This window comes from Halorubrum sp. CGM5_25_10-8B, assembly GCF_005435095.1.
GTDB classification, from domain to species: domain Archaea; phylum Halobacteriota; class Halobacteria; order Halobacteriales; family Haloferacaceae; genus Halorubrum; species Halorubrum ezzemoulense.
The window spans coordinates 250,734-269,465 of record NZ_SGTY01000001.1; the positions used below are offsets into that span (position 1 = coordinate 250,734).

Sequence of the window (18,732 nt, forward strand, 5' to 3'; positions counted from 1 at the left end):
GTGTGCGGACCGTACGGGACCGACGGGACGGCGGGGCGAACGCACCGTCACCGGTTCGCGTACTCGTCGGCGCCGGCGCTGCTCCCCGCTGGCTCCGGTATCTCCGTTTCGGCGGTTATTCGGTGAAACCGAACGAAACGGTTATCATGTCGAATAGAAAACATCAGTCCGGATGAGCGGAGCGAACAGAGCCGACGGGACGGCCGGAGCGAAAGCGGCGTCGCCGGTCCGCGTGCTCGTCGTCGACGGGGGACTGGGATTCGCAGAGGCGGCCGCCTCGCGGCTCGAGTCGCGCGACGACCGGATCGAGGTGCGAACGGCGGTCGACGCCGACGCGGCGCTCGACGCACTGTCCACGGCGACGTTCGACTGCGTGGTGTCCGGCTACGAACTGGCGGAGACCGACGGGGTCGACCTGCTCGAAACGGTCCGTGACAGACACGGCGACGTGCCCTTCGTCCTGTTCACCGGATCGGGGTCCGAAGCGGTCGCCAGTGAGGCGATCTCCGCCGGGGTCGACGAGTACGTCAGGCGGAGCGAGCCCGCCGACCAGTACGCGCGGCTCGCGGGCGCGGTGACCGAACTCGTCTCGGAGACGCGGGACGACCGTCGGCTCGCCACGCACTTGGAGCACACCAGCGACGCCTTCTGCGAACTCGACGCCGAGTGGCGGCTGACGTACCTCAACGGGCGGGCCGCCGAGTTCATCGAGCGCGACCCGGATGAGGTGCTCGGCGAGCGGATCTGGGACCTGTTCCCGGAGATCGTCGGCACCGACGCCGAGACGGCGCTGCGCGAGGTCGCCGAGACCGGCGAGGGGAAGCGGTTCGAATACCACGTCGACCGGCTCGGCGCGGACCTCGTGGTGAACGCGTACCCGGCCCCCGGCGGGCGGGCGCTGTACTTCCGCGACGTGACCGAGCGGCGAGAGCGGGAGCGAGAGCTCCGCGAGCTCTCCGAGCGCCTTCAGCTGGCCGTGGAAGGCGCCGACATTGGCGTCTGGGACTGGAACGTCCGGACGGACGAGGTCCGGTTCGACGAGCGGTGGGCGGCGATACTGGGGCACGAGCGCGACGAGTTGGCGTTCGAGCTCGGCACTTGGGAAGAGCGGGTTCACCCCGACGACATCGACGCCGCGTGGAGCGCCATCGAGGCTCACTTCGCCGGCGAGTCGGACCTCTACCAGTCGGACTACCGGATGCGGACGGAGTCGGGCGACTGGAAGTGGATCCGCGACCGCGGTCGTGTCGTCGAGTGGACCGACGACGGCGAGCCCCGGCGGGCCGTCGGGATCCACATCGACGTCACCGACGAGAAGGAGCGCGAACGCGACCTCGAACGGTACCGGCGGATCGTCGACGAGCTGCCCGAGTCCGTCTGTACATACGACGCGAACGGCCGGTTCGCCCTCGTCAACGACCACCTCGCCGAGGTGTACGACGCCGCTCCGGAGGGGCTCGCCGGCGAGCCGAGTCGCCTCGTTGAGCGTGTTCGAGCGGCGAGCGACGGGGACCCGTGGCGGGCGCTCGTCGAGGGTGACCGCGACTCGCTGACCGGGACGACGGAAGTCGACTTGCCGACGAAGTCGGACGCCATCGTCGACTACGACTTCAGCCGGCTGGTCATCGACGGCGAGCTCGACGGCGTCCTCGGCATCTCTCGGGACGTGACCGAGCAGCGACGGCGCCAGCGCCGGCTCGAACGCACCTCGGCGCGCCTCGAAGCGCTGTTCGAGGGGTCTCCCGACATGATCGACATCCACGACGAGGGGGGAGAGATCGTCGACGCCAACCGGGAGATGACCCGAGAGCTGGGGTACGACCGCGACGAGGTCGTCGGGATGGACGTATGGGAGGTCGACGCGGAGCTGGAGCCCGACGAAGGGATACGGCTCTGGCAGGGGTTGGAGATGGACGAGACGGTGCGGCTGGAGACGACGTTCACCCGCGCGGACGGGTCGACGTTCCCCGTCGAGGTCCACGTGCGACGCATCGACGTTCGGGGGGAAGACCGGTTCCTCGCGAGCAGCCGGGACATCTCCGAGCGGAAGGCGTACGAGCGCCGGATCGAACGGGAGAACGAGCGGCTCGACGAGTTTGCGAGCATCGTCTCACACGACCTCCGGAACCCCCTCAACGTCCTCTCGGGGTACCTGCGTCTCGCCCGCGAGACCGGGGACGACTCGTACTTCGACCGGTGCGAGCGCGCGCTCGACGAGATGGAGCGACTCATCGAGGACGTCCTGACGCTCGCCAAACAGGGCGAGGCGGTCGGCTCGTTCGAGCCCGTCCACCTGGGCGAGCTGGCCGCCCGGTACAGCGACGACGCGTTCGGGTCGGCCGAGGGCGAGGACCCCTTCGGCGGCGACGAGACGGAGGGAGAGCCTCGCGTCACGGTCGCGGTCGAGGCCGACGGCGAGATCTGCGCCGACTCCGGGCGGGTCGGCCAGCTGCTCGGGAACCTGTTCCGCAACGCCGACGAACACGGCGGGGACCGCGTCGTCGTCGGCGACCTCCCGGACGGGTTCTACGTCGCGGACGACGGCCCCGGGATCGACGCGGACCGCCGCGACGAGGTGTTCGAGAGCGGCTACACGACTTCGGAGACCGGCACCGGGTTCGGGCTCTCCATCGTCCAGCGCATCGCCGAGGCGCACGGCTGGGAGGTCACGGTGACGGAGGGGGAACGCGGCGGCGCTCGGTTCGAGTTCACCGGCGTCGACCGGCCGGAGTCGCCCGCGGAGACCGCCGAGTCGTCGGGCTGAGCGTACGGCGCGGGAAAGAGAAGACCGCGTTGACCCGGCTCAGAACGCGCCGGTGTAGACGCTGACGTCGGCGTTCAGCTCCTCGCGGAGAGCGCTGTGAACGTGGCAGATACCCTCGGCGCGCTCGGCGATGTCCGCGGCGGTCTCGTCGTCGAGGTCGGCCTCGACGTGGACGTCGAAGGCGATCGACTCGAGGTCGTCGTGGTCGTCCAGCTCGGCGCTGGCGTCGATCTGGATCTGCCCGAGCTCCTCCTCGCCGCGCTGGCTGCCGCCGACGCGGAACGCCGGGAGGTAACAGGAGGCGTACGTGGCGACGAGCGTCGCGTTCGGGTTCGGTCCCGTCTCGTCGGTCGCGTCGATCTGGAGGTCGAACTCGCCGACCTGACTCGTGCTGGCGTATCCGGACTCGGAAACTGTGGATGTCTCGATGTCTGCCATAGTCGTCTCGCAGTTCGGACTCGCGGGGATAAAAGTTACCGCCATCGGCACGCCGACACCGCCGCGACCCGTCGCCGAGGGCGGCGGACCGGCCTCAGTCGTCTTCTGACGCGTCGGACCCCAGTCCCGTCGCCCCCCGGAGGTCGGCCTCGATCGCCTCCAGCGTCCGGCCGTTCGTCTCGGGCACGACGCGGTAGGTGAAAAGCAGCGCGACGAGGCTACACGCGCCGAACAGCCAGAACGTCATCGGCGTGCCGATCCCGTCGAGCAGCACGGGGAACGAGAGCGCCACCACGAGGTTCGCGAGCCAGTTGGCGACGGTCACCAACCCCATCGCGCTCCCCCGGACGGCGAGCGGATAGATTTCGGAGATCAGCAGCCAGAACACCGGACCGAGCCCGATGGCGAAGAACGCGACGAACGAGACCAGCGTCAGCGTCGCCAGCCACCCCATTCCGCCGGTCGGGTCCGCGAACTGGAAGACAAGGCCGGCGACGGTGAGCGACCCGATCATCCCACCGGTCCCGACGAGCAGGAGGGGCCGCCGCCCGACGCGGTCGACGAGGAGGATCGCGACGACGGTCATGACGACGTTGACCGTCCCGATGGCGACCGAGGCGAGGATCGACTGCGAGCTGCCGAGCGCGGTCGACTCCAGTATCGTCGGCGCGTAGTACATCACGGCGTTGATCCCGGTGACCTGTTGGAAGACTGCGAGCCCGAGGCCGACGATCAGCGCCGGGCGCATCCACGGGCTGAGCAGGTCGCGGACCCCGTTCCCGGACTGGGCCTCGACGGTCGCTTCGATCTCCGACAGCTCCGACTCGATATCCCCGTCGCGCGTGCGACGGAGGACGGCGCGAGCCTCGTCGGTCCGGCCCCGCTCGTAGAGCCACCGCGGGCTCTCCGGCATCCGGGACATCCCCGCGGCGAGCACGAGGGCGGGGACCATCCCCGCGCCGAGCATGATCCGCCACGATCCGGAGCCGGAGAAGGCGTAGTTGACGAAGTACGACGAGAGGATCCCCACGGTGACCATCAGCTGGTTCAGCGAGGTGAGCCCCCCGCGGACGGCGGGGGGCGCAATCTCGGAGATGTACAGCGGGCCGACGATCGACGCGAACCCGATGGCGATCCCGTCGATCATCCGCCCCGCGACGAGCACCTCGACGGTGGGCGCGACCGCCATGAGGAACGAGCCGAGGAAGAACACCCCGGCCGACAGCAGGATAAAGCGCTTGCGGCCGATTCGGTCGGACAGCTGCCCGCCGACGGCCGCGCCGGCCGCCGCGCCGACCATCGCGCCGCTGACCACGATCCCCTCCACCAAGGGACTCAGCTCAAAGGCGGTGTCGATGAAGAGGATGGCTCCGGAGATGATCCCCGTGTCGAACCCGAACAGGAGTCCGTTGAGCGCCGCGAGCGCGGAGACGATGTACACGAACCGTCCCCCGTCTCCGCGTATCGCGGCCCGCATATCGGCGGTTGACATGGTGTACCGATCCGGCGCTAATCATCTTTTATTTAGAAGACTTCTGATTTATTATTAATTTACGTATATCCAATATATTTCTGTCAGCGGAGCGCGACGAAATCTACCACTGGGACGGCTTATATTTATTCGGATCCGAATAGTATCTTATTACCGGTCCGCCCGGCAGTCGGGACTCGACGCGTGACAGTGGTACGCCGAACGCGGGCTCGAAACGGTGCCTCGCGCGGCCCTCGCGCTCCGCGGACGCGTCGTCGTTTCGCGAAAAGAGCCCGGTCGGAGCCCCGTCGCCGTGGGCACGGGACGCCCCTCGCGCTACTCCAGCGTGTACGTCTCGTCGCCGTCCAGGACGACGGGCTCGGCGGCGGCCCCCGCCGCCTTCACCTCGCTGACGAACTCCTGCGTCTCGATCTCGATCGGGCCGAACGAGTCGTAGTGCATCGGGAAGACGACGTCGGCGCCGACCCAGTCGGCGGCGATTCCCGCGCCGGCGGGCCCCATGGTGAAGTGGTCGCCGGCGGGCAAGGCGGCGGCGTCCGGCTCGAGGTACGGCGCGATCACGTCGACCATCTCGGACATCAGGCCCGTGTCGCCGGCGTGATAGAAGGTGGTACAGTCCGGGTCGGACTCCTGGGTCGGCTTCTTGTCGCCCACGACGAAGCCGGTCGGCATGCCGCCGGCGTAGTCCGGGTCGTTCTCGATGCCGTTCGAGTGGTCCGCCCGGACCATCGTCACCCACGCGTCGCCGCACTCGACGGTGCCGCCGATGTTCATCCCCCCGGCCGGCACGGTGTTCTCGAGGCCGAAGTTCTCTTGGACGTAGGCGGTCAGCTCCGGGGTGGCGACCACGGTGGCGTCCTCGAACTCGGCCGCGTCGGCGATGTGGTCCGCGTGGCCGTGGGTCAAGAGCAGGTAATCGGGGTCGAGGTCCGCGGGATCGACGTCGGTCTTCGGGTTGTCGAAGAACGGGTCGATGAGCAGCTCCGTGTCGTCGACGACGACGTGCCACGTGGAGTGGCCGTGCCAGGTGAGTTCCATGGTCCGTTCGATGCGTCTCGGCGAACGGTAATAAAACTCGACGCTGCGGATCCCAATCGGCGCGCGATAGAGAGCGGGGCCACGGCGAACCGGTCCGCACCGCGACCGGCGGTGTCTGTTCGTCTCGTCTTCGCAGTTTTTCCGCAGACTGATCAGTTCGAGCGGCGGCCTGCGCAATATCTTCCCGCGAATACAGCCTTAACAATCGGATCGTCCTACGACGCCCGTGACAGTGGAGCCTCGACATGGCGGGTGAGCCGACCGACGAACGCGTCGAGGACGGCTCGAATGACGGCCGATATCGTCACCTCATCGAACACGTTCAGGACGCGGTCGTTGAGTTCACGCTCGCCGACGGAAAGCCAACGGTCAGCGACGTCAATCGGGCGTTCGTCGACGTCTTCGGCTACGAGGCCGACGACATTCGCGGCGAGTCGCTCAACGAGTGGGTCGTCCCCGACTGGAAGCTCGCGGAGGCGAGGGAGTTGGACACGAACACCGCCTCCGGCGCGATCAACTACCAGCAGGTGACCCGTGAGACCGCGACCGGCCTCCGCGAGTTCCTCTACCGGGGTATCCCGTACGCGACCGGCGACGCGGACGACGACACCCCCGACGGCGGCTTCGCGGTCTACACCGACCTCACGGAGGTGTCCAGAAACGAGCGGCGGCTGGAGGTGTTGAACCGGATCCTCCGGCACAACCTCCGTAACAACGCAAACGTCGTCGCCGGCCACACGACGCGGTTGCTGGCCCAACTGGAGGATCGACGCGGCGAGACGGTCGACGTGGCGGCCACGATCGAGCGCGCCGCCCACGAGCTCGAACAGCTGGCCGACGAGGCCAACCACATCCGTCAGGTCCTCGAACATCCGACCGACGAGGTGGCCGACATCGACCCCGAACCGACGGTGCGCGCCGTCGTCGACGACCACCGAGAGCGGACGCCGAGCGCCGACATCGAGATCGAGACCGGCGAGACGGGTCGGGTGATGGCCGACAGCCGGCTCCGGTACGCGGTCGACAGCCTCGTCGACAACGCGATCGAGCACAATCCGAGCCCGGAGCCCCGGGTCCGTCTCCGGATAACGAGCGCGGAGGGCCTCTCGGGCGCGGCGTCCGGGGAGTGGGTCGTGATCCACGTCGAGGACGACGGCCCCCAGATCCCGGCCGACGAGCGGGACGTGATCCGCGACGGATCGGCGATAACGCCGACGCACCACGGAAGCGGGCTCGGGCTCTGGCTCGCTGAGCTGACCGTCGAGACGTTCGGCGGAGAGCTCTCGTTCGGCGCGAGCGACCTCGGCGGGAACGACGTGTCGATCCGGCTCCGCCGGCGGTGAGGAGAGGAGTTAACACGCCTCCGCGCGAACCAACTGTCGATGCCCTCCAAGCGGACCGACGCCCCGCCGCCGACCGACCGGTGTCACGAGTGTGCTCAGGCGGTTCCGGCCGGGGCGAGCTTCTGCCCCGACTGCGGCGCCGACCTCGACGGCCCCGCCGCGTACTGCGCCGAGTGCGGCGAGGCGTTCGACGAGGACGACCGGTTCTGCTCGAACTGCGGCGCGTCGCGGTCGGGCGACGGGTCCGCCCCGGCCGCGTCAGAGAGCCGGACCGACGCGGCCGAGCGCCCGAGCGATGCGGAACGCGCCTCTCGCTCGGAGCCGTCCCCGGGCGAGAGCGAGCGCGCCTTCAGGCGCCGCGTTCAGGACCACCTCGACGCCGGGTGGGACGTGGAGCGGGACGACGGCGACCGCGTCGTCCTCGTCGACAGGGGGATCGGCTCCGTCGGCGTCCACATCCTCCTGTTCATCTTCACCAGCGGCATCGGCAACCTGCTGTACGGCTGGTGGCACTACTCCAAGCTGGCCGAACGGCGCCGACTCGTCCGCGGCGACGAGACGACCGCGCGCGCCCCGTCGAGCGTCGACGGTGGCGGCGGTCGGGTCGAGACCGCCTCCGCGTACGTCCTGACCGCGCTGCTGCTGCTGATCGGCGGTTGGATCGCGTTCCTCTCGGTCGAGTCTGGCTCCCCGCCGGCCGCGCTGATCGGCCTCGCGTTCGCGGGGCTCGGCCTCGGCGTCGCTCCGCCAGTCCGCCGACGGCTCGACCGCCGCCACGGGATCACGCGGTTCGGTCGGCAGCGGACGGTCGACCACCGGATCGTCCGACCGCCCGAGTCCGTCGACGATCCCTGCGTGGTCTGCGGGCAAGAGTTCGACCGCGGACTCGTCAGGCGGCGCCGCGACGAGACGCTCGTCGCCGGCGTCCCCGTCCGCACCCACTCGGTCCGCCACAACCACTACTGCGTCGACTGCGCGCGCTCGGAGGTGTTCGGCGACCGCGTCGACTCGCCGTCGCTCGGCGGCCTCGCCGACGAGAGGGTCGCGGTCGACGACGAGGCCGCGGACGGCGGCGCGGGCCGTCCCGCGGACGACGCCGTGGGCGACGGTTCGAGCGCGGAGTCAGCGACTGACTCGGTCCGCGAGTCGGCTGACTCCGCCGAGTGAGTCGGGGCCCCTCCGCCGCGGTCGTCGCTTCCTTCGATGGGTCGTCGCTTGCCCCTCCGCGAACGCTTTTCGGGCGGCCGCCCGTTTGGCCTCGTATGTACCACGTACGGTTCCGCGATCCGGCCGGATCGATCCGCGACGGCGAGTACGACCCGGCGACCGACACGGTCGCCTTCGGCGGCGAGGCGTACGCGCTCTCGGACCCCGCGATCGACGTGCTCGCGCCGAGCGAGCCCTCGAAGATCGTCTGTATCGGCCGCAACTACGCCGACCACGCGGAAGAGCTCGGGAACGACGTGCCCGACCGCCCGCTGCTCTTCCTCAAGCCGCCGAACGCGGTGGCGAGCCACGGCGACACCGTGACCGTCCCGGCCGGCAAAGACCGGATCGACTGGGAGGCGGAGTTCGCGGTCGTGGTCGGCGAGCAGTGTAAGGCGGTCGACGCCGCCGACGCCATGGAGGTCGTCGCGGGGTTCACCTGTATGAACGACGTGTCGAACCGCGACGACCAGAACCGCGAGCAGAACTGGGTGCGCGGGAAGGCGTTCGACGGCGCCGCGCCGCTCGGCCCGGTCCTCGCGACGCCCGACGAGGTTCCCGCCGACGCGAGCGTCGAGCTCCGCGTCAACGGCGAGACGAAGCAGTCGAGCGACCGCGAGCACATGATCTTCGACGTGCCGACGCTGATCGAGGAGATCACGACGTACCTCACGCTCGAGCCCGGCGACGTCATCGCCACTGGCACGCCGGAGGGGGTCGGCGCCCTCTCTGGCGGGGACACGGTGGAGATCGAGATCGAGGGCGTCGGCACGCTCGAACACGACGTTCGCGTCCCCTGAACGCCCGGACCGACCGACCTGTCCGGCCGTTCCTGTAGCTCGGTACCACACCTCGTTTCCGGTGAACGCTTATATGCCAGCCCCCGGAGTCGGAGGTATGGAGACCAGTTCGTTCGTCGCCGAACCTTGACGGCACCGTCGCGGCGCGATCCGACGCCGGCCGGCCCCGTCGGACGCGGGACAACCGGTCCGAATCGGATCGACCGATCGGACGCGCCGCCGAGACCGCACGCGGAGCGGAGACGCTCCCCTCTCCGGGCCGACGCGAGCGCCCGACCGAATGTCACGAGACGACGACGCGACGAACGAACGCGACGAATCGAGCGGACCGAGCACAACCGAGACCGACGCCGCACACAGCGATGCGACCCGAGCGATAGTCGCGGCGCGGTCCGAGGACGACCCGCCAGACACAACGGAGATCCGCGAGCTGGCCGCTGCGGCCGGCTACGCGGTGGTCGGCGAGGTCACCCAGCGACGGCGCGAGGACCCGACCTACGACCTCGGGCGCGGGAAGGCGGAGGAGCTGATGCGGCTCGCGGCCGACGCCGACGCCGAGGCCGTCATCTACGACGGCAGCCTGTCGCCGGGACAGACGTTCTCACTCGGCGACCTGCTGCCGACCGGGACAGCGGTCGTCGACCGCCCGCGATTGGCCTTGGAGCTGTTCGCCGACGCCGCCGACTCGCGGGCCGCCGACCGACAGCTGGAGCTGGCGCGGCTCCGCTACGAGCTGCCGAGACTCCGGGAAGCGGTCGCCCGCGACGCGAGCGAGGACGTGCGCCTCCGGCCGGAGGGCGACAGCCGCGTCCTCGACGTCGAGAAGCGGATCGAGTCGGCCGAGCGCGCGCTCGACGAGATCGCCGACGACCGCGCGGCGCGCAGGGCGGAGCGCCGCGACGCCGGGTTCGACCTGATCGCCCTCGCGGGCTACACCAACGCCGGGAAGTCGACGCTGGCGCGGCGGCTCGCGGACGAGGTCGACGACCCCGATTTCGGTGCCGAGGCCTCGGATCGGCCCGCAGCGCGCGCCGACACGGCCGCGGGGGACCCGGCGGACGACGCCGGTGCGCTCGCGGTCGCCGACCGCCCGTTCGAGACGCTCTCGACGACCACGCGCCGCGCGACCGTCGCCGGACGGCGCACCCTGCTCACGGACACCGTCGGGTTCCTCGACGGGCTGCCGCACGAGGCGGTGCGCTCGTTCCGCGCCACCATCGACGCGGTCCGGGCCGCCGACTGCGCGCTGCTCGTCGTGGACGCGAGCGACGCCCCCGCGGCCCTCCGTCGGAAGCTCAGCGCGTCGCTGTCGGCGATCGAAGCGACCGACGGCCCGGTCGTCCCCGTCTTGTCGAAGGTCGACGAGGTCGATGCCGACGGGCTCGCGTCCGCCGTCGAGGCGTACGAAACCGTCGTCGCCGAACTCGGCCCGCGGGACGCGCCCGTCGCCGACGCGCTCCGGTCGCCGGTTCCGGTGAGCGTCCGGGACGAGTCGGGGCTCGGCGACCTCGCGGACGCGGTGGCGGACGCGCTGCCGACGGCGACGGCGACCGTCGAGGTCCAGAACGGCGGGGACGCGCAGGCCGCGCTCTCGTGGGCGTACGACCGAGAGGTGGTCGCGGGCGTCGAGTACGGCGGCGAGACGATGGCCGTCGACCTGGCGGGACGGCCCGACGTCGTCGCCGAGGCGGAGCGGCGGCTGCGCGGCGCGGGTTCGCCCCCGTGAGCGCTCCCGACACCGACCCGGGAGCGCCGTGACCGGCGTCCGTCAAGACCACCCTTAAGCCCGACCGCCCCCGACCTCCGGGCATGCGACCACGGGATCTCTCCGATCACTCGCCGTACGTGCCCGGGCGGGGCGTCGAGGAGGTCGCCCGCGAGCGCGGGATCGACCCCGACGACCTCATCAAGCTCTCCTCGAACGAGAACCCGCACGGCCCGAGCCCGGCGGCCGTCGAGGCCATTCGCGACCACGCCGACCGCGTGAACCAGTACCCGAAGTCCTCGCACACGGACCTCACCGCGAAGATCGCCGAGAAGTGGGGCGTCGACGACGAGCAGGTGTGGGTCTCGCCCGGCGCCGACGGCTCGATCGACTACCTCTCTCGGGCCGCGCTGGAGCCGGGCGACGAGGTGTTGGTGCCGAGCCCCGGCTTCGCGTACTACGCGATGTCCTCGCGGTACCACCACGGCGAGGTGACCGAGTACGAGCTCTCGACCGCCGACGGCTTCGCACAGGACGCGGAGACGGTGCTGTCCGCCTACGGGGGCGAGCGCATCGTCTACGTCACCTCGCCGCACAACCCCTCTGGCTCGACGATGCCGCTCGACGAGGTCGAGGCGATCGCCGACGCGACCGCGCCGGAGACGCTGGTCGTCGTCGACGAGGCGTACGGGGAGTTCTCGGACGTCGACAGCGCGATCCCGCTCGCCGACGAGCGCGACGACGTGGCGGTCCTGCGCACCTTCTCGAAGGCGTACGGGCTCGCCGGGCTCCGGATCGGGTACAGCGTCGTCCCCGAGGCGTGGGGCGAGGCGTACGCCCGCGTCAACACGCCGTTCGCGGCCAACGAGCTGGCGTGCCGGGCCGCCCTCGCCGCGCTCGACGACGAGGACCACGTCGAGCAGTCGATCGAGTCCGCCCGCTGGGCCCGCGAGTACATCGCGGACGAGCTCGACGCGCCCACCGTCGACTCCGCGGGGAACTTCGTCCTCGCCGCGGTGGGCGACGGCGAGCGCGTCGCGGAGGCGGCTCAAGAGCGCGGCGTGATCATCCGCGACTGTACCTCGTTCGGGCTCCCCGAGCACGTCCGTATCTCGACGGGGACCCGCGAGGAGACCCGCGAGGCGGTCGAACTGCTCAACGAGACGCTGGCCGACCTCGACCTCGGTGTTCGGGCGTGACGGCGGGGGCCGACGACGCCGACGCCACCCCTGACCGCGACCGCGCCGACCGCGTCGCCGTCACGGGCACGCCCGGGACCGGGAAGACGACCGCGACGGCGCTGCTCGAAGGGGAGTACGACGTGATCCACCTCAACGACCGGATCAAGTCCGACGACGACCTCTGGACCGAGCGCGACGACGAGCGCGACACGCTCGTCGCCGACCTCGACGCGGTCCGCGAGGACCTCGGCGGCTGGTCCGGGGTCCTCGACTCGCACCTCGCGCACCGGTTCGCTGTCGACCGCGTCGTCGTGTTGCGCTGTCACCCCGAAACGGTCAAGTCCCGACTCGAGGCGCGCGGCGAGACGGCCGAGACGGCGGCCGAGAACGCCGAGAGCGAGGCGCTCGACGTGATCCTCTCGGAGGCGGTGGCCGAACACGGCGCGGAGAACGTCTACGAGGTGGACGCCACCGACCGCGACCCCGAGGCGGTCGCCGATGCGATCCGGGCAGCGATCGAGGGGGAGCGCGAGCCGAGCGCCGGCACCGTGGACTTCATCGATTATATATGAGCCGGCCGCGAGCGTCGAGACGGTAGATGACCCTCGACCAGTACCGCTCCGTGGCCGACCGGCTGCTCGGCCCGTGGGTGTCCGCGGCCGACAGGCTCGGCCTCTCGCCCGACCAGGTGAGCGTGATCGCCTTCCTCGTCGCGGTCGGGGCCGCCGCGGCCTTCGCCGCCGGGTCGACGCCGCTGTACGCGGCCGGCGCGCTACTCGTCCTCCTCAACGGCTGGCTCGACCTCGTCGACGGCGCCCTCGCGCGCCACCAGGAGATCGCCTCCGACGGCGGGGACTTCCTCGACCACGTCCTCGACCGCTACGCCGACGTGGCGGTCATCGGCGGGCTCACGGCCGGCGTGGAGGCGTACGCGCTGGGCTTCGCCGCCGTCACGGGCGTCCTGCTCACCTCGTACCTCGGCACGCAGATCCAGGCGGTCGGGATCGGCCGCGAGTACGGCGGCCTCCTCGGCCGGGCCGACCGGCTCGCGCTGATGGGCGTCGTGGGCGTCGTCGCCGCGGTCTACTCGGCGCCGATCCTCGCCGGACTGAACGTCGTCGGCCTGCTGCTCGCGCTGTTCGCCGTCGTCGGTCACCTGACCGCGGTCCAGCGGTTCCTCGGCGCGTGGAGCGACCTGTAGCCGCTCGCGGTTCCCTCCCCCGGTCCGGTCCTGCCCAAGAGCGGCGCCTGAGCAGATGTTCGGATCGGCGGCGGCGATGGGTTCTCAGCCGTTCTCGCCCGCCCGTGAGCGCAGTTCCGACCCCCGCGCGTGGACGTCGTCGACGGCGTCGCGGACGATCGACTCGTCGACGTCGAACGCCCGGGCGGCGTACGCCACCGACAGCCTGACGGCGAGACACGTCATCCGGACCTCCTCGTCGGCTCGGACGACCGAGGGCGGGGTACCCCGTCTGCCGGTCTGTCTCTCGTCGAACCCGCCGGCGATAGCGTACAGATCGGCGTACAGCCGGGCCGCCTGCGGGAGGTTGGACGGCGCGATGCGCCCGTCGGGGCCGTCGAAGTGGTACGCGTCGGGGCGGACACGCTCCTCGCGGACGATCCGATGGCCGTCGTCGTACGTTTCGATGATCGTCTCGGCCGAGTCGCTCACTGGAACCAGCCTCTCCGAACGCCTCGCGAAACGAGGGAACAATTTAAAAGCGTCCGGTCGATACGGGAGGTATGCCCACTTTCGAGCTGAACCTCTCGGACGACGTGTACGCGGAGTTTCAGCAGCTGGCCGATGAGGAGTTCGTTTCCGAGGAGCAGGCCGCCGAGGACCTCATCGCGTCCGGCATCGAGGCGTACAACGTGAGCGTCGTCGACGACGATCCCCGCGACGAGATGCTCGACGGCGCCGAGAACAACATGTTCGACACCGCCGAAGACCCCGGAAGCATCGAAGACGACCGGCTGTAAGGGTCGTCTCGACGCCTGACCCGGCTTCTTCCTAGAAACGCACCACGCCGACAGCGAGCGGCGTCCGGCGGACTACGGCCGCCGCGTGTGAGTCAGAAGCGGGAACTCCGTGCGAACGGTGAGCCGAAGGTCCCCGGCCAGCGGTCGCGCCTCGGCGGGCGCTTCGCTCTCGTCGATCAGGAGGCCGCCGCTCTCGGAGAGTCCGACGAACAGCACGTCGCCGACCGAGAGCGGCTCCGAAAGCCTGCTGCTGGCGCTCCCCCGTTCGTCTCGCAGACGAATACGTGCGTCTCGGGACACGTCGTCGCCGCCCGTCATCTCCACCCGGAACGCGGTGCCGTCGTCGGTGAACGCGACGTCGAACCGGACGCCCTGCTCTCGCGCCGCGTCCGCCCAGTCGGGCTCGTCCACGCTCGTGTCGCCGACCGCGGTTATCGCGGCCGTAACGTCGAACGCGATCGTTTCGCCGCCCTGGAGCTCCGTCTGATCGTACTCCAGCTGGCTCACGAATCCGGACTCGCTGACCGTTATCGAAGCGTCGAACTCCCGCATCTCCCCGAAGCTGAGTCGCTCCGAGTAGCCGACCGACTCGTAGACGACCCCCAAGCCGCCCGCGGTCTCGACCAGTTCCGTCGCCGCTCCCCACTCCACCTCGGAGATGTACCGCCTGAACTCGCTCAGCCCGGTCACCTCGTCCGTCGGCGGTGCGCGCTCGTCCACCCTGTAGGCCTGCTCGAACCCGGACTCCATCCTGACGTACGCCACGTCCTCGTCGGCCGGCGACCAGACACGCTCGGTCTCCCCGTTCTCCGTTACCTCACGCGAGACGGCGTTGTCGTCGAACTTGCTCGTCTGCGTCTGGGAGAACTCGTTGTCGTCGAACACGTCGGTGCGCTCCCCCTCGTGCGTCAACGACCCCGCCTCGACCAGGGTCGATTCGTGCGTGCCGAACAGCGTCGCTCCGTCGACACCGTCCTGACGTGCCCCGTCCGGGTAGTCGAAATCGTCCAGTGTCGGCGCCGCGTCTTCGGTGCTTTCCGTCTGATTCTCCGAGCCGTTGTCGTCCCCGTCGTCCCCGTCGGACGCTTCCTCGGACCCGTTCGGCGGCGCCGACTCGTCGGGGGTCGAACCGCTACAGCCCGCAAGTGGAAGAGAGACGGCCGCCGCGCTGGTGAGAACGTATCGCCTGTTCATATGTGGTCTACGGTACCCTCCAGACACGTACGTAAATACGTGCTGACTTGTTTTGTATATTATATTCTGGCTGGCGTTCGAATCGGGGTTCAGTCGACCGAATCTGTGTGTAGTAACTCTACAACAGGCATGTAACTGACATACCTGCGGCGAGTCAGTACCCCAAGCCAAACAGCCGGTTCGCCGACAGCGTGGCCAGCCCGAGCGCCATCACGCAGGCGAGCAGCCCGAACGCGACTGGCCACCCCGCGGCGTCGGAGACGGCGCCGACGACGACGCTGCCGGAGGCCCCCGTGACCATGTACGCCGTCCGGACCAGCCCGAACCCGGCGCCGCGCTCGGCGTCGGAGAGGAGGTCCATGAACCGCGACTGTACCGGCGCGCCCCACGACATCGCGAGGCCGACGAGGCCGACGCCCGCGACCGTGACCGGCAGCCCCAGGTCGAGCGTCGCAGTCGCGACGAGGGCCCCGTACCCGACGACGCCGGCGCTCATGGTCACCATCGCGGTGGCGTCGCGGCCGATCCGGTCGGATATCGACCCGGTGACCGGCTGTGTTCCCCCGTGGACGAGGAAGTACGCCGAGAACAAAAGCGCCGACAGCGCGCTCGATAAGCCGGTCCCGACCTCGAGGAACGTCGGCAGGAAGGATGCGGTCGCCTGCCACGTGAACGCGCCCATCGTCGCCAGCGCCGTCGTGTAGAGGATCTCGGGCCGCGAGAGCAGCTCGGCGAGCGGACCGAACGCGAACCGCTCGCCCATCGGCTGGTCGGGGCGGAGCGGTTCGGTCGGCCGGACCCGCCACGCGAACAGCGCGAACACGGGGACCGCGACGGCAGCGCCGAGGAGGACCCCGGCGCGCCACCCGTACCGCGATCCGACGAGCGCGGCCGCCGGCGGCGCGGCGAGTCCCGCGAGCGGTCCCCCGGCCACGTGGACGCCGATGGCGCGGCCGGTGTCGTCGAACTGCCGCGTGAGGAACGTCGTCGCGACCGAGTAGTGGAGCCCCGCCCCGACGCCGAGAACGGCCGCGAACAGTCCGAACGCGAGCATCGAGGGCGAGGCGGCGAGGAGCACCGACGCGATCGCGGTGGCCCCCACCGCGGTGAGGATGACGCGGCGCTCGCCGTAGCGATCGCCGAGGACGCCGGAGGGGAACTGCGCCAGCGCGTAGGTGAGCCACATGCCGCTGAGCGCGAGCCCGACGGTGCCGTTGGTGACGCCGAACTGCGTCGTGATCTCCGGGACCAGCGGGCTGACGACCAGCCGCGCCACCATGGTGCCGGTGAACGCGAGCGTACAGAGCGCGAGCGCCGTCTGTTCGTACCGCCAGTTCACGGTCGCCGTACCGGACACGGGTCAAAGCGGCTTCCGATCGCGGTCAGACGAACCGGAGCCTCTCCGGCCGGACCGCCCGAGAGCTCACTCGGCCGCGAACCGGATCGGGTAGTCGGTGAGGTTCTCGTAGCCGTCCTCGGTGACGACGACGAGGTCCTCGATCCGGACGCCGCCCACGTCGGGGTCGTAGAGGCCGGGCTCGACGGTGATCACGTGGCCCGGCTCCAGCTCTCCGCCGCCGCTCGCGAGCCGCGGCGACTCGTGGACGTCGAGACCGATGCCGTGCCCCGTCGAGTGGATGAACCCGGTCTCCGTCTCCGGGTCGGTGCGGAAGGTCGGCTCGCCGGCCTCCTCGTACACCTCGCAGGCGGCGGCGTGGACGTCTTCCCCGGTCGCGCCCGGCTCGACCGCGTCGAGCGCGGCGTCGAGGGCGCGCTCGGTGAGTTCGTACCACTCGCGGAGGGTCTCGTTCGGCTCGCCGACGCAGAACGTCCGCGTCATGTCGGCGTTGTACTTCGTCGCCTTCGACCGGGGGAAGATGTCGACGATGATCGCCTCGTCCGCCCGGAGCGGGCCCGAGCCGCGGTCGTGGGGGTCCGCGGCCTGCGCGCCGCCGGCGACGATCGTCTCGTCGAGCGCGCAGCCGTGCCGCAGGAGGGTGACCTCGATCTCCTCGGTCACCCGCTCGCTGGTGAGCGGCTCGCCGTCGCGGAGCAGGACGCCCGTCTCCGCGTCGTCGCTCTCGGTCGCCACGTCCGCGCCGGCGATCAGGTCCTCGGCGGCGCGCATCGCCGCCTCGTTCGCCGCCTGGGCCTCGCGGATCGCCTCGATCTCGTCGTCGGTCTTGACCGCCCGGACTTCCCGGAGCCGGTCGTCGGTGTCGACGGTCACCGCCACGCCGCGCTCCCGGAGGGCGTCGGCGGTACCGACCGGGGCGCGGGGCGGCATCGAGACGGACTCGACGCCCTTGTCGCGGACGAACGCGGCGTACATGTCGTTTCGCGCCTCGCGCCCGCCGTACTCGTAGTCGTAGTCGGCGTGGCGCTCGACGCCGTCGGCCGTCGCCTCCTTCTTCGCCCGCCCGTACTCCAGGCCGCCGACGAGGACGTGGACCGCTCCGTCGGCGTACAGCGTGAGGAACGGGTCGGGCCCGGTGAACCCGGAGAGGTACAGCTGGTTGGCGTCCTCCTGCGAGGCGTCAATCAGGTAGCCGTCCGTCTCGAGGTCGGCGAGGCGGTCGTCGAGCCGCGGTCGGTTCATACGTGCCCCTGTTCGGGGAAGGGCAAAGCGGTTGTCCTCTCGGAACCGGCGAGACGGTGAGGGGCCTCGACGACCCGCGACAAAGCATATGCCCGCCAAGCCGGAACGACCGGGGCGTGATGTCGACGGACCGACGAACTACCCTCCTCTCGCTCGTACACCTCCCGTCCGGCTGGCTGCCGGTCGCCGTCGCCTGCGGGAGCGCTGCGGCGCTGCTCGGACTGGCGCTCACCTGGATCGGGCTCGCGGTCGCCGGCGTCTCGCCGGGGGAGTCCGAGGTCGCCCGGTGGATGGTCGGCGGCCCGATATCCGCGGTCGAGGGGTCGATCTGGTTCCTCCTCGACGCCCACTGGGTCCGGGTCCGGACGGGACCCGGGCTGTCGAACCACGTCATCTTCGGGCATCCGCTGATACAGGCCGACGCCGCGCTGTGGCCGCTCCGCGCGGTCCCGCTGACCTTCGCTCTCGGCGCCGCGGCCGCCGTCCGATACCTCGGTATCGACGACCTGCTCGCCGGCGCCGTGACCGGCATGGGCGCGACCCTCGGATACCTCCCGACGATGCTCGCGCTGCGGGCGGTCTCTCGGGTGCCGTTGACGCGTCACGCGACCGACGGGACGGTGCCGATCTCCGACGCGGACGGGATACCTGTGACGGAGGCGGCCGGCGTCACCGCCGGTCCGGACTTCGCCGCGACAGTGCTACTGGTGACCGGACTGGGCGTCGTCGTCGGCCATCTCGTCGGTGCGAGCGCGACCTTCGCGACCGGGGACTGACGGCCGGATCGGTCGCCGCGAACGCCGTCCCGTCACCGCGAAACGCCTATATACTATATCCCGGGGAGAGTCCGTCTGTTTCGCTCGTGACGTGGTTTCGCAGGAGGCATCTCGAATACCGAATCTTACAGGGTTGTACACTCCGTTTTCGGGCGTGTCTCAGAGGGACCAACCACACAAACATTTAAGTATTTGGCTCACTTACCCGAAGGTGAG

Annotated in this window: 17 protein-coding genes; 10 read left to right on the top strand and 7 right to left on the bottom strand. The window is 70.3% G+C overall.

What is annotated here, in order from left to right; all coding sequences use genetic code 11:
* Window positions 1-172: 172 nt before the first annotated feature.
* On the top strand, window positions 173-2,764 hold the full coding sequence (locus tag EXE51_RS01265) for a PAS domain S-box protein (protein ID WP_137691902.1): 2,592 nt from the start codon (window positions 173-175) through the stop codon (window positions 2,762-2,764).
* Window positions 2,765-2,803: 39 nt separating this feature from the next.
* Here the strand turns inward: EXE51_RS01265 and EXE51_RS01270 are convergent, their stop codons facing one another.
* The 3 genes from EXE51_RS01270 to EXE51_RS01280 all read right to left on the bottom strand — a co-directional run bounded on the left by EXE51_RS01270 (window position 2,804) and on the right by EXE51_RS01280 (window position 5,732).
* Window positions 2,804-3,202, bottom strand: a complete 399-nt coding sequence (locus EXE51_RS01270) for an OsmC family protein (RefSeq protein ID WP_086215873.1) — start codon at window positions 3,200-3,202, stop codon at window positions 2,804-2,806.
* Window positions 3,203-3,296: 94 nt separating this feature from the next.
* Entirely contained in the window at window positions 3,297-4,694 is a 1,398-nt protein-coding gene (locus EXE51_RS01275) for a sugar porter family MFS transporter (protein WP_086215872.1), read from the bottom strand.
* 315 nt (window positions 4,695-5,009) lie between these two features.
* Complete coding sequence (locus tag EXE51_RS01280) at window positions 5,010-5,732, bottom strand: metal-dependent hydrolase (RefSeq protein WP_049929617.1); 723 nt, start codon at window positions 5,730-5,732, stop codon at window positions 5,010-5,012.
* A gap of 245 nt (window positions 5,733-5,977) precedes the next feature.
* Between EXE51_RS01280 and EXE51_RS01285 the strand changes: the two genes are divergently transcribed.
* From EXE51_RS01285 to EXE51_RS01315, 7 genes are all read left to right on the top strand, one after another.
* Window positions 5,978-7,075 (top strand): sensor histidine kinase, encoded by a 1,098-nt coding sequence (locus EXE51_RS01285; RefSeq protein ID WP_137691903.1) that lies wholly within the window; start codon window positions 5,978-5,980, stop codon window positions 7,073-7,075.
* Between the two features lie 39 nt (window positions 7,076-7,114).
* Window positions 7,115-8,242: a zinc ribbon domain-containing protein gene (locus tag EXE51_RS01290; protein WP_094494706.1), complete on the top strand. Its 1,128-nt coding sequence runs from the start codon at window positions 7,115-7,117 to the stop codon at window positions 8,240-8,242.
* A 95-nt stretch (window positions 8,243-8,337) separates the two neighbouring features.
* Window positions 8,338-9,081, top strand: a complete 744-nt coding sequence (locus EXE51_RS01295) for a fumarylacetoacetate hydrolase family protein (RefSeq protein WP_137691904.1) — start codon at window positions 8,338-8,340, stop codon at window positions 9,079-9,081.
* Window positions 9,082-9,361: 280 nt separating this feature from the next.
* Window positions 9,362-10,807 (top strand): GTPase, encoded by a 1,446-nt coding sequence (locus EXE51_RS01300; RefSeq protein WP_137691905.1) that lies wholly within the window; start codon window positions 9,362-9,364, stop codon window positions 10,805-10,807.
* 83 nt (window positions 10,808-10,890) lie between these two features.
* A complete protein-coding gene (gene hisC / locus EXE51_RS01305; protein ID WP_089307673.1) occupies window positions 10,891-11,985 on the top strand; it encodes a histidinol-phosphate transaminase in 1,095 nt (364 codons plus the stop codon).
* Window positions 11,982-12,539, top strand: a complete 558-nt coding sequence (locus EXE51_RS01310) for an adenylate kinase family protein (protein ID WP_137691906.1) — start codon at window positions 11,982-11,984, stop codon at window positions 12,537-12,539. The genes hisC and EXE51_RS01310 overlap by 4 nt, the downstream gene beginning before the upstream one ends.
* A gap of 26 nt (window positions 12,540-12,565) precedes the next feature.
* On the top strand, window positions 12,566-13,168 hold the full coding sequence (locus EXE51_RS01315) for a CDP-alcohol phosphatidyltransferase family protein (RefSeq protein WP_137691907.1): 603 nt from the start codon (window positions 12,566-12,568) through the stop codon (window positions 13,166-13,168).
* Between the two features lie 84 nt (window positions 13,169-13,252).
* Here the strand turns inward: EXE51_RS01315 and EXE51_RS01320 are convergent, their stop codons facing one another.
* A complete protein-coding gene (locus EXE51_RS01320) occupies window positions 13,253-13,639 on the bottom strand; it encodes a hypothetical protein (protein ID WP_094579785.1) in 387 nt (128 codons plus the stop codon).
* A gap of 71 nt (window positions 13,640-13,710) precedes the next feature.
* On the opposite strand from EXE51_RS01320, the gene EXE51_RS01325 reads away from it, so the two are divergent.
* Window positions 13,711-13,947, top strand: a complete 237-nt coding sequence (locus EXE51_RS01325; RefSeq protein WP_008442562.1) for a hypothetical protein — start codon at window positions 13,711-13,713, stop codon at window positions 13,945-13,947.
* Between the two features lie 72 nt (window positions 13,948-14,019).
* Here EXE51_RS01325 and EXE51_RS01330 read toward each other — a convergent pair whose 3' ends face one another.
* From EXE51_RS01330 to EXE51_RS01340, 3 genes are all read right to left on the bottom strand, one after another.
* Window positions 14,020-15,141: a hypothetical protein gene (locus tag EXE51_RS01330; RefSeq protein ID WP_094579786.1), complete on the bottom strand. Its 1,122-nt coding sequence runs from the start codon at window positions 15,139-15,141 to the stop codon at window positions 14,020-14,022.
* 154 nt (window positions 15,142-15,295) lie between these two features.
* The gene (locus EXE51_RS01335) at window positions 15,296-16,480 is read right to left on the bottom strand and encodes an MFS transporter (RefSeq protein WP_086215812.1); all 1,185 of its coding nucleotides are present in this window, start codon (window positions 16,478-16,480) and stop codon (window positions 15,296-15,298) included.
* An 84-nt stretch (window positions 16,481-16,564) separates the two neighbouring features.
* Window positions 16,565-17,740 carry a Xaa-Pro peptidase family protein gene (locus tag EXE51_RS01340; RefSeq protein WP_094494701.1) on the bottom strand — a complete coding sequence of 392 codons (1,176 nt, stop codon included), beginning with the start codon at window positions 17,738-17,740 and terminating at the stop codon, window positions 16,565-16,567.
* Between the two features lie 119 nt (window positions 17,741-17,859).
* Between EXE51_RS01340 and EXE51_RS01345 the strand changes: the two genes are divergently transcribed.
* Window positions 17,860-18,516, top strand: coding sequence for a hypothetical protein (locus EXE51_RS01345; protein ID WP_049929603.1), 657 nt, complete (start codon window positions 17,860-17,862; stop codon window positions 18,514-18,516).
* The last annotated feature ends 216 nt before the right edge of the window (window positions 18,517-18,732 follow it).